The 15,751-nt window shown below is 71.7% G+C and carries 13 protein-coding genes; 6 read left to right on the top strand and 7 right to left on the bottom strand.

All coding sequences use genetic code 11. The annotated features are described in order from the left end of the window. Positions 1–284 precede the first annotated feature (284 nt). The 4 genes from ACZ6JS_RS29180 to ACZ6JS_RS29165 all read left to right on the top strand — a co-directional run bounded on the left by ACZ6JS_RS29180 (position 285) and on the right by ACZ6JS_RS29165 (position 4,642). The gene (locus tag ACZ6JS_RS29180) at positions 285–455 is read left to right on the top strand and encodes a hypothetical protein (protein ID WP_469302296.1); all 171 of its coding nucleotides are present in this window, start codon (positions 285–287) and stop codon (positions 453–455) included. 264 nt (positions 456–719) lie between these two features. After that, entirely contained in the window at positions 720–1,580 is an 861-nt protein-coding gene (locus tag ACZ6JS_RS29175; protein ID WP_469302295.1) for an MIP/aquaporin family protein, read from the top strand. A 320-nt stretch (positions 1,581–1,900) separates the two neighbouring features. After that, a complete protein-coding gene (gene abc-f, locus ACZ6JS_RS29170; RefSeq protein WP_469302294.1) occupies positions 1,901–3,550 on the top strand; it encodes a ribosomal protection-like ABC-F family protein in 1,650 nt (549 codons plus the stop codon). A gap of 336 nt (positions 3,551–3,886) precedes the next feature. Beyond that, positions 3,887–4,642: a class E sortase gene (locus ACZ6JS_RS29165; protein ID WP_469302292.1), complete on the top strand. Its 756-nt coding sequence runs from the start codon at positions 3,887–3,889 to the stop codon at positions 4,640–4,642. An 11-nt stretch (positions 4,643–4,653) separates the two neighbouring features. Here ACZ6JS_RS29165 and ACZ6JS_RS29160 read toward each other — a convergent pair whose 3' ends face one another. After that, positions 4,654–6,726 carry a SpoIIE family protein phosphatase gene (locus ACZ6JS_RS29160; RefSeq protein WP_469302291.1) on the bottom strand — a complete coding sequence of 691 codons (2,073 nt, stop codon included), beginning with the start codon at positions 6,724–6,726 and terminating at the stop codon, positions 4,654–4,656. Between the two features lie 246 nt (positions 6,727–6,972). Between ACZ6JS_RS29160 and ACZ6JS_RS29155 the strand changes: the two genes are divergently transcribed. After that, positions 6,973–7,503 carry a hypothetical protein gene (locus tag ACZ6JS_RS29155; protein WP_469302290.1) on the top strand — a complete coding sequence of 177 codons (531 nt, stop codon included), beginning with the start codon at positions 6,973–6,975 and terminating at the stop codon, positions 7,501–7,503. A gap of 131 nt (positions 7,504–7,634) precedes the next feature. Here the strand turns inward: ACZ6JS_RS29155 and ACZ6JS_RS29150 are convergent, their stop codons facing one another. The 6 genes from ACZ6JS_RS29150 to ACZ6JS_RS29125 form a co-directional block, all read right to left on the bottom strand. After that, a complete protein-coding gene (locus tag ACZ6JS_RS29150; protein WP_469302288.1) occupies positions 7,635–8,507 on the bottom strand; it encodes a MurR/RpiR family transcriptional regulator in 873 nt (290 codons plus the stop codon). Positions 8,508–8,645: 138 nt separating this feature from the next. Then, entirely contained in the window at positions 8,646–9,938 is a 1,293-nt protein-coding gene (locus tag ACZ6JS_RS29145) for a cyanophycinase (protein WP_469302286.1), read from the bottom strand. A 171-nt stretch (positions 9,939–10,109) separates the two neighbouring features. After that, positions 10,110–11,324, bottom strand: coding sequence for a M20 family metallopeptidase (locus ACZ6JS_RS29140; protein ID WP_469302285.1), 1,215 nt, complete (start codon positions 11,322–11,324; stop codon positions 10,110–10,112). Then, a complete protein-coding gene (locus tag ACZ6JS_RS29135; RefSeq protein WP_469302641.1) occupies positions 11,321–12,073 on the bottom strand; it encodes an amino acid ABC transporter ATP-binding protein in 753 nt (250 codons plus the stop codon). The genes ACZ6JS_RS29140 and ACZ6JS_RS29135 overlap by 4 nt, the downstream gene beginning before the upstream one ends. 8 nt (positions 12,074–12,081) lie before the next feature. Beyond that, a complete protein-coding gene (locus tag ACZ6JS_RS29130; protein ID WP_469302283.1) occupies positions 12,082–13,044 on the bottom strand; it encodes an amino acid ABC transporter permease in 963 nt (320 codons plus the stop codon). Positions 13,045–13,046: 2 nt separating this feature from the next. After that, complete coding sequence (locus tag ACZ6JS_RS29125) at positions 13,047–14,000, bottom strand: ABC transporter substrate-binding protein (protein ID WP_469302281.1); 954 nt, start codon at positions 13,998–14,000, stop codon at positions 13,047–13,049. A gap of 321 nt (positions 14,001–14,321) precedes the next feature. On the opposite strand from ACZ6JS_RS29125, the gene ACZ6JS_RS29120 reads away from it, so the two are divergent. Beyond that, positions 14,322–15,434, top strand: a complete 1,113-nt coding sequence (locus tag ACZ6JS_RS29120) for a hypothetical protein (protein WP_469302279.1) — start codon at positions 14,322–14,324, stop codon at positions 15,432–15,434. Positions 15,435–15,751 lie beyond the last annotated feature (317 nt).

Below are 15,751 nucleotides of genomic sequence, written 5' to 3'. Positions count from 1 at the left end.
GCTCCGACGATGACCCCCGCTCGGCGGATCCGGTCGAGCGGGTGAAGTGCCCCCGAGGCCGGCGGAACCCGGCGGCGCCGCGGGGCCCCGCGCCCGGTACGGCCGAAGGCCCGGACACGCCCGGCGCCGACCCGGCACGAGACGCCGCAACCGACCCTGCGGAGCGCCGCCCCTCACCCGACCACTGCACCCCGTAGTCGAGAAGATGCGGAATGTGACCCCCTGTGTCAGCGTGGTGGAGGGAATCCTCGGAATCCTCACCCGTCAGAAGGAGTCTGACCGACATGGGCGGAACGAAGGACAAGCGCCAGGAACCGGGCAAGGGCCGCGAGCAGCGGCAGCGTCCGCAGCGCCCGGGACTGGACCCGGTCCATCCCGAGCCCCCTCGGCCGCCCGGTCGGCCGGGCCGCGAGGGTGACGCACCCGAGAAGAGTCTGCGGGGCGACACCATCTGACCCGGAGTGACAGAGCATCCGCGCTCCCAGCAACACCCACGCACGCAGGGCCCGGCCGGAGCCTGTAGTCACCCCGGCCGGGCCCTGTCACATCCGCGTCGGCTCCGCCGAACGGGCGGCAGGAGGGGGAGGAACGAGGTACCCGCAGTCGGGCATCACCGCGCAGGGCCCGTCGTCCTCCGCGCGGAGCGGGCCGTCCTGCGGTCAGACAGAGGACTCGGGCAGTTCGAAGCCGGCCTTCGGCCCGGCGGGAAGCGGGCATCCATGACGGAGCGCCTCAAGGGGTCGGGCCTGGTCGGCGAGCTTTTCGCCGAGTTCACCGGCACCATGATCCTCATCCTGTTCGGCTGTGGTGTGGTGGCCCAGGTGGTCGCCGGCGGAGCCCTCACGGATCCCGCGGGCGGCCTCGGAAACCACGACAGCATTGCCTGGGCCTGGGGTCTCGCAGTGACCCTGGGCGTCTACGTCGCGGCGAGGCTGAGCGGTGCTCACCTCAATCCGGCGGTGACGGTCGCGCTCGCGGCGTTCAGGGGCTTTCCGTGGAAGAAGGTGGCGCCCTACGCGCTGGCCCAGGTCACCGGTGCCTTCGTGGCCGCCCTGATCGTCCGCTGGAACTACACCGAGGCGCTGGCCAAGGCCGACCCCGGCCACACCATCAAGACGCAGGGCGTCTTCTCCACCCTGCCGGCCAACGGAAACACGAACCTGCCCGTGACCGAGTGGGGCGCACTGCGCGACCAGATCATCGGCACCGCCATCCTGCTCCTGCTGATCCTCGCCGTGACGGACCTGCTGGGCACGCCACCCGGCGCCAACCTCGCCCCGTTCATCGTCGGACTGATCGTCGTGGCGATCGGCATGGCGTGGGGCACCAACGCCGGCTACGCGATCAACCCGGCCCGTGACCTCGGCCCCCGTCTGGCCAGCTTCCTCACCGGATACGGCGGGGCGTGGCGAGACCAGTACGGGCAGCTCTACTTCTGGGTCCCCATCGTCGGGCCCTTCATCGGCGGTGTGCTCGGAGCGGGCCTCTACAAGCTCCTCGTCGGCCGGTTCCTGCCGGACGCCGAAGCGGAGCCCCCCGGGCTGGTTCCGGATCCCGAACCGGAGCCGGAGAAGGGCTGACCGCGTACGGGACGGGGCAGCCACGGCCTACCGTCCCGGCCGAACCCCGCCTGCGGCACCCCCGAGACGACCGTCGCCCGGGCGCCCGTCCCGGTCCCCGGCGGGGGCCCGCTTGCGTACCTCCACGTCCACGGCCCCGGCCTCCCGGTCGGCCGCGCCGTCGTCGCCCGGCACGGCCGCGCACATCACGGACACAGGTTGAGACGATACGCCTCGTCTTGCTAAGGTCGATGCATGTCCTTCCACCGCTTTCCCTGAGTCAGCGCACCGCGGCCCCGCCGCCACCGCCCGTCGGCCTTCACGTCACCAGGGAAAGCCCCATGCGCCAACGCGCCCACACCGCCGTGCCCGCTGCCGTGGCGCAGCTGTCCGTCAAGGACGTCACCAAGTCCTACGGCGCCCGGACCGTCCTCGACCGGGTCTCCTTCACCGTCCGCCCCGGCGAGAAGGTCGCCGTGATCGGCGAGAACGGCTCCGGCAAGTCCACCCTCCTGCGGCTCCTCGCCGCGGCCGAGCCGCCCGACGCCGGCGAGGTCACCGTCAGCTTCCCCGGCGGCACGGGACACCTTGCCCAGACCCTCGACCTCGATCCCCGCCGCACCGTGCAGGACGCCGTCGACCTGGCCCTCGCGGAACTGCGCGACATGGAGCGCCGACTGCGCGCTGCGGAAAAAGACCTCGCCGACGCGTCCCCCGCCGAACTCGATGCCTACGGCGAGCTGCTGACCGCGTACGAGGAATGCGGAGGCTACGAAGCGGACGCCCGATTCCACGCCGCCCTGCACGGCCTCGGACTCGCCGGGACCACCCGCGACCGCACGCTCGGCTCGCTTTCCGGCGGGGAGCAGTCCCGCCTCGCACTCGCCTGCGTGCTGGCCGCCGCCCCCGAGCTGCTGCTGCTCGACGAGCCGACGAACCATCTCGACGCGGCGGCCGTGCACTGGCTCGAGGAGCACCTGCGCGCCCACCGGGGCACCGTCGTCGCCGTCACCCACGACCGGGGCTTCCTCGAGCGGATCGCCACCACCATCCTCGAGGTCGACCGGGGTGCGCGCAGCGTGCACCGGTACGGCGACGGCTGGCCGGGCTACCGCGCCGCGAAGGCTGCCGCCCGTCGGCGCGCGCACCAGGAGCACGCGGACTGGCTCGCGGAACTCGCCCGCACCGAGGCTCTTCTCGGAGCCGCCGCGAAACGCCTGGCCGTCACCGGCAAGGATCCGCGGCAGGGCTTCGGTAAACACCGCCGCTCGCACGAGGCCAAGCTCGGCGGACAGGTCCGGGGCGCCCGGGAACGGCTGGCACACCTGCGGCGCAACCCGGTGGCGGCGCCGCCGGAACTCCTGAGGTTCACGGCGGCGCTGCCCGAGGCGGGCGGCCGGGACCAGGACGGCGCCGCGCCGCTCGCCGAGCTCCACGGCGTGGCCGTCGGGGACAGGCTGCGCCTGGACGGCCTGCTGACCATCGGCCAGGGGGAGCGGCTGCTGGTCACGGGCGAGAACGGGGCGGGCAAGACCACCCTGCTGCGCGTCCTGGCTGGCGACCTCGAACCCGACACGGGGTCCGTACGCCGCCCCGACCGGATCGGGTACCTCGCACAGGAGCTGCCCGCGCGCTCCACCCGGCTCCCGCTGCTCGCCGCCTTCGCGGCCGGCCGGCCCGGGCCGCCGGACGAGTACGCCCGGCCGCTGCTGGCGTTGGGCCTGTTCCGAGAGGAGGACCTGCACGTCCCGGTCGCGGAGCTGTCCGCGGGGCAGCGGCGGCGGCTGCAGATCGCGAGCCTGGTGACCCGCCCGGCGGACCTCCTGGTCCTGGACGAGCCCACGAACCACATCGCCCTCGACCTGGTCGAGGACCTGGAGGCCGCCCTCGCCGCCTACCCGGGGGCGGTGGTCGCCGTCTCCCACGACCGCGGATTCCGCCGGCGGTTCCCGGGGGAGCGCCTGGAGCTGCGCGCCGGCCGCAGGCACTGATCGGGTCCCCGCCCGCCCGGCCAGGAGTCGCCTCCGGCCAGGAGTCGCGCCGGGCGGGTGTCGCGCCGGGCGGGTGTCGCGCCGGCCAGGACTCGCCCCGGGCGGGCGTCGCCTCGGGCCCCGAGCCGCACCTGGGCCCGGTGTCGCCCCTGGCCCGGAGCCGCACCCGGACCCCGGGACCACGCCCGGCCCCGCGTCGCCTCGGCCCCGGGGGCGCGGGGAGGGAGGTCACAGACCTGGACCCTTATGGACTTCTTGCTCCGTATGTCACCCTGGCCCTGAACCGGGTCACCCACCTGCCGCTCGACCCGGGCGACCGACCCCACGGATGCGCCCATGCCTTCGCCGTTCCCGCCCCGAGCCCTCCCCGTCGTACTGGCCGGAGCAGTGACCGCCCTGCTGGCGGCCTGCGGGCCCTCGGCCGCCGCCGGCCCGGCGGCCCCGCCACGGACGGCTGCCGCACCCGCCGCCACCGCCAGCTCCCCCGCCGGCCCGGCGTCGGCGCCGGCCGCCCTGCCGGCGGCCTCCGCCGCGCACGCACCCGCGGCCACGCCCGCTCAGGACCCCGTCGACGTCCGCACCCGTGAGTCGACCCTGTCCATACCCGCCGCCGGCGTGTCCGGGCTGCGCGTGGTGCCGTACGAGGGCACCACCGACGACGTGCCCGGAACCCGCATCCAGGACCGTGGGCACGCGGCCAGCCCGTACGGGAAGCGGGGCGGGGTCGGACCCGGCCAGGTGGGGAACTTCCTGGTCACCGCGCACCGCCTGTCGGCCGGCGGCCCGCTGCGGGACCTGCCCGCCGTCGGCGAGGGCGACACCGTGACCGTGGCGGTGGACGGGGTCGAGTACACCTACGAGATCACCGCGACCCGCAAGACGTCCTTCCGGTCGCAGCGCTCCCTCGACGAACAGCGCGCGGCGGTCCCCGGCTCACCCGGTGCGACCCCCACCCAGGCCATGATCACGATCTCGACGTGCGCCACCCCGGAGGACCACGCCGAGGGCAACTTCTGGAGCGACGCCCAAGGCAACCCCGAGCACCGCATCGACAAGATCGGCATCCTGCGCAGGACGACCACTGCGCCCTAGCGGGACAGCACTCAGGGCGCGGCGCGGCGGATCCGGGCCAGAACCAGGACCGTGTCGTCGGTCGCCTCGGCGGGCAGCAGGTTGGCGATGATCCGGTCGGCGGCCTCCTCCAGCGGCCCGTTCACCGCCCGCAGCTGTTCGCGCAGCGCGTCCAGACCGGCTCCGATGTCCTGGCCCCGTGCCTCGATGAGGCCGTCGGTGTAGAGGGCGAGGACCGCTCCCTCGGGCAGGTCGATGGCCGAGGACCGGTAGGGGACGCCGCCCACCCCCAGTGGAATCCCCAGTCCCTCTCCGATGGTCTGGACGGTGCCGTCCGGGTGGCGCAGCAGGGGCGGCGGATGGCCGGCGTTCGCGATGCGGGCGCGGCCGGTGTGCGGGTCGTAGACGAGGTAGAGGCAGGTGGCCAGCTGGATACCGGACTCATGGGCGCACGTGTCGAGTTCGGTGAGCAGCGCCTCGGGGGTGCGGCTGTGGGCGGCCACGGCCTTGGCCGTGATGCGCAGCCGGCCCATCGACGCGGCGGCCGGCACGCCGTGCCCCATGACGTCCCCGACGACGAGTGCGACCCGGTCGCCGGGCAGGTTGATCACGTCGTACCAGTCGCCCCCCACCTCCGTGATCCGGCTGCCTGGAAGATAGCGGTGGGCGACGCTCACGTGGGCGCCGGACGCCACGGCGCTGGGGAGCAGGGCGCGCTGTAGGGTCAGGGCGATGTCCTGGACGCGGCCGTACAGGCGCGCGTTGTCCAGGCACAGGGCGGCGCGCGAGGCCAGCTCGCCGGCGAGGGTGACGTCCTGTTCGGTGAAGGCAGGGCGGTCGGCGGAGCGGCCGAACATGGCGATGCCCTGGACCGTGCCCCGTGCGATGAGCGGGGCGAGGACGATCGTCCCCAGACCGCTTTCGAGCAGCAGGCGGGCCCGGTCCTGGTGGGCGGCCGTGCGCGCCGCGAAGGCCTCGTCGACGACGGCGGAGAGCGGACGGCCGCTGCTCAGCATCTGGTGGATGCCGGAGCCCGGGGGGTAGGTGACCCGGTCCAGGCCGCCGACGAGCTCGGGGGCCGGCGGCGGGAGGATCGTGTCGGCGGCGATCCGTCGGGTGGTCAGCGGCAGTGCGGGGTCGAACCGCTCGTCCTCGTACATCCACTCGACCATCTCCACGACGGCGCCGTCGCAGAAGTCGGGAACGACGGCGTCGATCAGTTCACGGGCGGTGATCTCCAGGTCCAACGTGGTGCCGATCCGGGCCGATGCCCGGTCCAGGAGGTCCAGGCGCTGCCGGGCCGCCGTCGCTTCGAGCAGGGCCTGTTCCCGGTCGGTCACGTCGACGAGCAGCCCGCCCACGCCGGGCCGGGTGTCGCCGGCGCCGCTCAGCGGGAAGAAGCTCACCGAGCGGACCTGGTGCCGGTCGGGCCGGCCCGGTGTGCGCAGCCCCACCAGCGCGCCGACGAGTGGTTCGCCCTTCTCGGCCACGGCCCGGAGCATGCGTTCGTACTCGCCCCCGTCGGAAGTGATCATGATGTCGGTCATGCGCCGCCCGAGGTGCTCCAGGACGGGGAGCCCGTCCATGTCGGCCAGCACCTGGTTGAGGTGGACGTACCGCAGCCCCTCGTCGAGCATGACCAGCCCGATCGGGCAGGTCTCGAAGAGAGCGTCGAGGAAGACGAGGTTCGTCTTGACCCGGTCGAGTTCGTCGCCCCTGCTGGCCAGGCCCATGACCACGGAGTCGCCCGCGGTCCCGGTCACCGGGAACACGCGGAAGCCGCAGTCGAAGACACCCGTTCCGCGGTGCCGGGCGGGCATGCGGACCCGCCAGTAGCCGAGGCTCCGGCCGCGCTCCACCAGCTGCGCGGCGCCGCCGGGGGTTCCCGGCGCCGGGTCGGGGAAGAGGACCGAGGCCGGTCGGGACAGCACCTCTTCGGCCGTGTATCCGAACAGGTTCCGTGCGCCCGGGCCCCAGTAACGGATCCGTTCCTCGTCGTCCATGCCGAACACGGCGACCGACACGTGCTCCAGCAGGGACCCCGGCTCGGACCGGATCGGACCAGGGGTGTCGGCGTCCGCGCCCCCCGGCCGTTCCGCTGGCATCGGAGGCCCCCCTTCGATCGAGGTCTCTCCTCATTGTGCCCGTCATCCGGGAGGCGGACCTCACGGCGCGGCAGGCGGCACCCCCTGCCGTACCGACCGGTAATTCAAGCCAAATATTGCCATGCACCTGACAGGCTCCTGACACTTCGAGGTGGCTGTGGGACGCTCCCGGCACGCACTCCGCACCCCCTGAGAGGCCCAGCGCCTCGCCCACCCCCACCAGCACGTGGCCTGGAGGAGCGACCCATGAGGCACACCCCGCCCATCTCCCGCACCACACGACTCGCCCGCGCCGTCGGGATCGCGACACTCGTCGTCGCGGCCGGCGTGGCCGGTACCGGCACCGCCCTCGCGGCCGGCCCCGCCGCCGACCAGAAGGTCGACGGCGTGATGGCCGTCGCCGGCAACAGCTGTAGCTGGACGAACGCGAGCACCAGCGCCGCCGCCCCGAACGCCCTCACCGTCGACCGCACCACGATCAACGCGCCGGGAGGCAACCTCGCCTGCGGTGGCGGCATCGCCGCCACCCTCAACAACAACCCCGCCTTCACGTTCGACGACACGGCCGGCACCGCCCGGACCGATCTGATCGACATCACCGGCAAGCAGAGCTTCATCTCCTGCCGCTACAAGGCGACGAACATCGTGTGGGACCGCGACGGGACGAGCCGGAAGTACATCAACCGGGCCTTCACCGCGACCAAGGCCTCGGGCAGCTTCCTGTGCCCGGGCTCGGTGACCACCCCGGCCGGGGACGCGTCCATGCTGTTCCGCTGAGCCCGCCGAGTGAACCGTCCCGCACCTGGTCCGCCTCCCGGTCCCGTACCGGGAGGCGGAACCGTTCCGTCGCGCCGGCCGGGGGTGACACCGCGGCGGGCGGTCACCTGGTCCGGCCGAGGCCACCCGCGTCAGTAAAGGTTCATGCGGCGGGCGGTGTCCTCCACGTGCCGCATCCGCTGGTGGGCGTCTTCCCCCAGGGCGGTGAGCACTCCGGCGACGACCGTTTCGATGACGGCGAGGGTGGGGACCAGGCTGTCGTAGGGGGACGGGGCCGCGACCTGGCTGGGCAGGACCACTTCGGCGTGGACGGAGGCGGGTGAGAGCCACATGTCGGTGAAGAGGATGACCTTTCCCCCCTGTGCCTGTACGAGTTCGGCCATTGCGACCTTGTCCTGCTCGTAGCGCCGGTAGTCGAAGACGACGAGGACGTCACGCCGGTGGAGAGCCGCGAACACGGCGGTGCGTTCGACATCGCGGTCGGGCAGGAACCGCACGTCGTCGCGCAGTTGCATGAGGTGCAATCCGAGGTACTGGGCGAACAGGTTGGTGAAGCGCCCGCCCGCGAGGGTGATGCGGCGTTTGCCGTCGGACAGCAGTCTGATCGCGTGCTCGAGGTCGTGCGGGGGGAGTTCGGCGAGGGTTTGTGTCACGGCGGCACTGAAGACGTTGCTGCCCCGTTGGAGCAGGGAGAGATCGTCGTCCGGCCCGCCCTTGCTGCGGCCGTAGTCGGTGGCCTCGTAGAGGGAGAGGGGGGAGGCGTTGCGCTCGTCGAGCTCCGCTCGCAGCGCGGCCTGGAAGTCGGGAAAACCCCGGTACCCGAGCCGGTTCACGAACCGCAGGACGGTCGGGGCGCTGACGGCAGCCCGTTCCGCGAGGACGGCCATCGTTTCGAAGCCCGCCGAGGGGTAGCCGGCGAGCAGCACGCGCGCGACCTTGCGTTCGGCGGGGCTGACGTCGCCCAGCTTGAGGCGGATCTCGTCGGCGAGCGTGCCAGGGGCCATGCGCGGACCTCCATTGACGGTTGGGGACGGGGTGAGGTGGCGGGTCGAGCCTACTGCCGCTCATCGGGGGCCGGGGCCGGCCGGATGCCCGTCGGGCGTCCGGCCGACCCTGTCACCCGCAGTGCGGTCAAGGCGGGGTCACTCCGGCGTGACGGTTATCCGCATGCCGGTGATGGTGCGCGCGGTGGCGCCGTCACTGGTCCAAGCGGTGAATCCGGCTGGCTTGCTGAAGGTGACGGTGAACCGGGGCCCGCTCTCGAACGTGGCCGCGGACGCGGTGCGCCGGGTGGCGCTGGCCGCGAGGGCGCGCGCGGTGCCCAGGAAGGAATACGGAACGCCTACGGGGTTCGCCGAGGAGTGGAACACGTCGGGATTGGCGGGGACGGCTGAGACGGAGTCCGGTACCAGGCGCCGCTTGCCGGCGCCGGGCAGGACGCGCCAGCGGTTCGGGTCGTAGCGGTCGCCCTCGGTCAAGTAGTCATAGCGGGCGCCGGCGAGGGACCACGCTCCGGAGGAAGTCATCCCGGGCCGGGCCTGGCGGAGGTCGAGGACGGCAACTCCTCGCGGTCCCAGCACCCGCAGTCGCTCGTGCGGTGTGCGCGGGGCCTCCACGATGAGTGCGGTGTTCTCCTCCAGTGCGTACACGCGGTCGTGTCCGGTGTCGGCGGCGAGGCGCAGGGCCCTGCCTTCGCGGCCGTAGGCGCCGGTGTGGGTGTCGATGAGTCCGGAGCGCAGGAAGCCGAACCCGCCGGCGGGCAGGTGGGCGAGCCGGGACGGGTCGTCGAAGTATCCCGGGCTGCTGCCGTCGCGCAGGCCGGTGTAGGAATCGCCTCCCGTCACCATGTCGGCTCCGGCGACGATCTGAGCTCCGGCACTGGAGCCGGATACGACCGCACCGGCGGCGAGTTTGGCGCGGATCGCGGCGAGAACCTTGGAGTCGGTGTGGGCAGAGCCGTGGAGCAGGGTGGTGATGTAGCGGTATTGGTCGCCGCCGCCGAAGAAGAAGCCGGTCATGGAGTCGACCTGCCGGACCACCTCGTCGGAGTCGGCGTTGGCGATGTGGTCGAGGTCGACGGGGATCCACTGGGCGTCGGCGGCGCCGTGCCGTTCGAACAGGCCGGCGTAGTAGGCGCCGTTGCATGCGGAGTTGCTGCACTTGTCCGGGTCCGCGGCGTGCGGGTCCTGGCTGGCGGGAACGGAGGAGGCGGTGATCACTCCGATCTTCGCCGAGGCTCCGCCGGCCCGCTTGATGATCTCGCCGTACACCTGGGTGTTGTCCGCCTTGAGGCCGCCGCCGACGAGGACGAGGGAGCCGCGGTCGCCCGCGTGGCGGCCGGCGTCGGCCCCGGCCGCCGGCGCGAGCGCGAGGGTGAGCAGGAGAGCGGTGCCGCCCGCGAGGGTGGTGCGGCGGGCTGTGGTCGGGACGCGCATGTGGTGCCTCCTGTGGATGTGTCTCGGTGGTGGCGGGGGAGCCGGGCGGCATGTGGCCTGCCGCAGTCCCGGCGCGGCCGGCGGCCGGGTGCGTGGCGGACCGGACCGCCGGGGCCGGGTCCCGTACCGGGCAATGGCGCGATGAAACCGGTACGGGACGTTTCGATGGCGTCAGCCGGTGCGGCTGTCGCCGAGTTCGGCGACCAGCGACGCGAGGAGGGCGACCCGGAGGGGGACGGTGGAGGTGTCGAGCCATTCCTCGGGGGTGTGGTCGGCGCCGCCGACCGGACCGAGGCCGTCCAGGGTGGGCACGCCGATGCCCGCGATGAAGTTGGCATCCCCGACACCGCCCGTCGCCGCGCTGCCGAGTGGCACCCCGAGATCTGCGGCGATCTTCCTGGCCCGGTCGAACATGCGGCGCGAGGCAGGTGTGTCCTCCATGGGCGGGCAGAGGTCCAGCTGCTCCACCGTGGCGGTGGTACCCGGTACGGCAGGTCGTGCGGCCGCGGCTTCGATCGCGGACCTGGCCGCTCCGATACCGGCGGCGGTGGCCGAGCGCACCTCGACCCGCAGTTCGGCTTGCGGGCAGACGATGTTGGCACGGGTCCCCGCCCGTACGACGCCGACGTTGACGGTGACGTCGTCCCAGTGGCCGTTGAGCGCTTGGAGTGCCACGACGAGGTGGGCGGCCGCCAGGGCGGCGTTCGCCCCGCGCTCCGGCTCGATGCCGGCGTGCGCGGCCCGGCCGGTGACCGTCACCCGGAAGTCGGCGACGCCCTTGCGGGCGATGACCACGTCGCCGTTCTCCCGCGCGCATTCCAGGGCGAGAGCGAAATGGGCTCCGCATGCCGCCGCCTCCGTCGCCGGGCGGCTGGCGGGCGAGCCGATCTCCTCGTCCGGGGTGGCGAGGAAGACGAGTTCGGCGTACTGCCGGGATCCGGTGTCCTCGAGGATTTCCAGAGCGTTGAGTCCTGCGAGCAGGCCGCCCTTGTCATCGCTGACCCCCGGCCCCCGTGCCATGCGGCCGTCGAGTGCGAAGGGCCGTTCGGCGGCGGTGCCGTCCTCGAACACGGTGTCCAGGTGCGCGACGAGCAGGACGCGCCGTCCGCCCTCGGCAACGGGCAGGTCGCCCCGTTTGCGGGCGACGACCACGTCGCCGACCGGGTGCCCGTGGGTGGCGGCGGGAGCGATGCGCTCGACGGCGAATCCGAGCCTCAGCAGCCGTTCCCGGGTCCAGTCGGCCATCCGGTTGACGCCGGCGGGGCTGTACGAGCCGGAGTCGATGGCGACCAGGTGGGCCAGGTCGGCGAGGTAGCCCGCCAGGCGCGCCTCTGCGTACGGGAGCAGCCCGGTGGTGCGCAGCTGCTCCGGCGAGGGGGCGCTCACAGGACCTTGGAGAGGAACGCGCGGGTGCGCTCCTGTGTGGGCTCGACGAGGACGCGCCGGGGATCGCCGGATTCGACGACGACGCCGTCGTCCATGAAGACGGCGGTGTCCGCCACCTCGCGGGCGAAGCCGATCTCGTGAGTCACCACGACCATCGTCATGCCGTCGGCGGCGAGGCGCCGCATCACGTCCAGCACGTCCCCGACGAGCTCGGGGTCGAGTGCCGAGGTCGGTTCGTCGAAGAGCATGAGCTTGGGCTTCATCGCGAGCGCGCGGGCGATGGCGACGCGTTGCTGCTGTCCGCCGGAGAGCTGGGTCGGGTAGTGGCCGGCCCGGTCGCCGAGGCCCACCCGTTCCAGTAGTTCGTGGGCGTCTTCCCTTGCTCGCGTCCTGGTGACTCCAAGGACGTCGACCGGGGCTTCCATGACGTTTTCGAGGGCGGTCATGTGAGGGAAGAGGTTGAAACGCTGGAATACCATGCCGATGTCGCGGCGCCTCGCGGCGACCTCCTTCTCCCGCAATTCGTGCAGCCGCAGGCCGCTCTGGCGGTAGCCGACCAGGTCGCCGTCGACCGCGAGCTTCCCGCCGTCGACCCGGTCGAGGTGGTTGATGCAGCGCAGGAAGGTGGATTTGCCCGAGCCCGAGGGTCCCAGCAGACAGCACACCTGGCCGCGTTCGACGGTGAGGTCGATTCCCTTGAGGACTTCGAGCTTCCCGAAGTGCTTGCGTACGCCCTGGGCGTGGACCATGGGGACGTTCACCGGACCGCCTCCTCGCTGTCGCTCTTCGTACGTACGGGTCGGCTGAGAGCTCCGGCGAACATGCGGCGCAGTGGCGAGACGGGGCCGCCGCGGCCGGTGCCTCGGCCGTAGCGGCGCTCCAGCCAGGCCTGCGGAATGCTGAGCAGGGTCACCAGTGCGAGGTACCAGAGGCTGGCGACGACGAGCATGGGGATGACCTGGTAGTTCTGCGCGTACACCGCCTGGATGTTGGACATCAGGTCGTGCGCCGAGATGATCGACACCAGGGCGGTCATCTTCAGCATGTTGATCGTCTCGTTGCCCATCGGCGGGATGATCACCCGCATCGCCTGGGGCAGCACGATCCGCCGCATCGTCAGGGCCGGCCGCATACCGAGGGAGTACGCTGCCTCGGTCTGGCCGGGGTCCACCGACTGGATGCCGGCCCGGGTGATCTCCGAGGCGTAGGCGGCCTCGTTGAGTCCGAGGGCCAGCAGCGCGGCGACGGCAGGGGTGAGCAGGGAGTTCGTCTCGATCTGGAAGAAGGTGATGTCGGTGAACGGAATGCCGATCATCACGTACTGGTAGAGGGCGGCGGCGTACCCCCAGAAGATGATTTGAACCAGCAGGGGTGTGCCCCGGAAGAACCAGACGAACAGGGATGACATCCCGTACAGCACAGGATTGCTCGACAGGCGCATCACGGCGATCAAAGTGCCGAGGACGAGCCCGAGGGCCATCGCAGCCGCGGTGAGCCAGAGGGTGGTGATCAGGCCGGAGAAGATGAGATCGGCGAAGAGATAGTGGCCGATGATCTCCCAGTGCAGGTTGTCGTTCTTCGCCAGCGATCCGGCCACGCCGACGAGGGAGGCGACCGCCGCGAGGGCTGCGATCCATCGGCCGTAGTGGCGCAGCGGAACGACCGTGAGCTCCTCGGGCGCCGTACGGTCGGTGTCCGCAGGAGCCGTGGTGGTGGTCATCTCTAGTCCACCGCCGCGTTCTTGGTGGCTTCCTTGAGGGCGATGGAGGCGACACCGTACCTGTCGAAGATCTTGGTGACGGTTCCGTCGTCGATCAGGGCCTGCAGTGCCTTCTGGATGGCGTCGCTGAGCTCCGGCAGCTTCTTGGACACCGCGATTCCGTTGGGCGAGGCACCGTATCCGCCCGCCGCTGCCGGGTCGTCGACGACTTCGAAGGCGTTCCCCTGGTCGGCGGTCTTGGCGGTCCACGCCGCCGCGGGCTTCGTCTGTACCTGGGCGACGACCTTGTCGGACCGCAGGGCGAGCTGGGCGTCGGAGTCCTTGGGGAAGGTCTGGATGTCGATCTCGGCCTTGCCCGCGGCCTTGCACGCGGCCTGGTGTCCCTGGAGCAGATCGAGCTGGTTCGTCGCCGCCTGCACAGCGGCCTTCTTGCCGCAGAGGTCGTCCAGGGTGGTGATCTTCGCCGGGTTGCCCTTGACGACCATGATCCCGGAGCCGGACACGGAGTAGTCGACGAAGTCGACGACCGCCTGCCGCTCCTTGTTGTCGGTCATGGCCGACATCGCCGCGTCGAACTTCCCGGCCTGGATGGCGGGCACGATGCCGTCGAACTTCTGCGGCGTGAACGCGAACTTCACCCCCAGCTTCGCGCCCAGAGCCTGCCCCAGGTCGTAGTCGAGACCGGTCAGTTCGGGCTTTCCTTCGGTCACGAACATCTCGAAGGGTGCGTAGGGGACATCGGTTGCCACGCGCACCACACCCGCCTCCCGTATCTGCTCGGGCAGGGCGGCGTGCAGCGCCGCGTCCTTGGCGATCACCACTCCCGCGACCGTGGCGGTGGTGGGTGACTCGGCGGCACCGCCGGAGACCTCGCCCCCACAGGCCGAGACCGTCATGAGGATCGCAACGGACAGGGCGGAGGCCGTCGGCACGCGACGGAAGGACAGGGTTGGCATCACAGATGACCCTCTCGGAAGATCGGCCGGCGACGACTGCGTGCGTCACCGTCTGACACGCCAGGAAGTTACATGGATGGCCATCAGTTGGCTAGATGTAATCCACGTTACGGGCTGATAACGGGATCCGATCCACCGTGCGAGTGGGCGTGCATGAGGTATTTCGCCAGTTCAGTCAGTGCATCAGCCGCCCCGCCTGGGCGAGTATTGCGTTACATCTACCGCAGTTCGCGATCGGCCTGTACTTTCCGTTGCTGCAAGCCGCAGCGTTTGCTTCGCCGCATGGCTGCGGTCCCCCTCACCGCTGCTCACGGAGGACCCATGCGTCCGTTCCCCCACCGCGCCTGCCCCGCGTCCACCGCCCCCGTTCCCACCGCGGCCTCTCCGGCGCGGCGCCGGCCCGCACACCACATCGCCGCATGCGTAGCCGCCGCTCTCGCGGTCACCGCCGGCGGATTCGTCCAGCCCGATCAGGCCGAGGCCGCCGCGAGCCGCATCCGCCTCGGCGGGTCCGCGGACGCCGACCGGGCCACCTGGTCGGGCCCCGCCTTCACCATGAACGGGTCCGGTGGCATCGTCTCCGCCTCCATGACCAAGGCCGTCGACGCCATACGCGGCGGGACGGGCTCGCTCGACGTGGTGGTGCTGGCGGCGTCAACCCCCGGTGCCGGCAGCAGAACACCCGAGTGCGATGCGGTCATGCGTCTGGGCGGAATCAACTCCTGCACCACATGGACGCTGACCAAGGCGAGTGACGGCAACAACGCCCAGGCCAACACCGACATCCGCAACGCGGAGTTCGTCTACTTCGCCGGCGGCGACCAGTGCAAGTACGCGGCCTGGAAGTCGACCACGCTCCGCTCCTCCGTCCAGTCGGTCGTCGCCAAGGGCGGCGGCTCCGGCGGGGGCAGCGCCGGACACCACATCAACAGCTCCGTCGTGTACGACGCCTGCCGAGGGAGCATCACCTCCGCCGAAGCCCTGGCCGACCCCTACGACTCGTACGCGACGTTCACCACCGGCATGTTCGACTGGCCGAACTACGCCGGCACCATCAACGACTCCCACTTCGTCACCCGCGACCGCATGGGCCGCACCATGGCCTTCGTCGCACGCGCGCTCAAGGACGGACTGACCAGCGGCGGAAAGGCATGGGGCGTCGGCGTCGAAGAAGGGGGCTCCCTCTTCATCGACAAGGACGGTCTTGCCACCCTCTCCGGGGCCGACGCCTACGTGGTCCTGGGAGACCACCAGCCCGAGAGGGCCGTTCCCGGGCAGCCCCTGACCTACTCCCACTTCAAGATCTGGCGCCTGACCCCCGGGCGGACCTTCGACTTCAAGAACCGTCCCACCTGCGGCTACTACCTGAGGAGTGTCACCGACGGCGTCGCCGACAGCAACCTGTACAGCGGCGCCCCCGTCACCGGCTGCTGAGACCGAGAGGGACTGATCCGGCCACCAGCGAATCGGGGAACGCCCCCTGCCGGCAGGAGGCCGCATGCCAGGTATCCGCCCTGTGGGGCGGGTCCGCTGTGGCTGCGGCGCCGGCCACGCCGGGCCCTGACCGTCGTGATCACCGCCAGCCCCGCAGGCCTGCCGCCCGGCTCAGCACCGTCCGAAGGCGGCGGCCTCGGTCGGCGGCACGAGTCCGGGCCCGCCCTGGCGTCACCCCGGTTCGCTTCGGTCGGCTCGACCGACACGGGCTCGGCCGCCACCGCGGCGAACCATGTCGGCCGCACCCCAGCATGATC

It is taken from the genome of Streptomyces sp. NPDC046349 (assembly GCF_055587885.1).
Note: the sequence above shows the minus strand (reverse complement) of the source record. Positions and strands in the feature narration are given on the sequence as shown.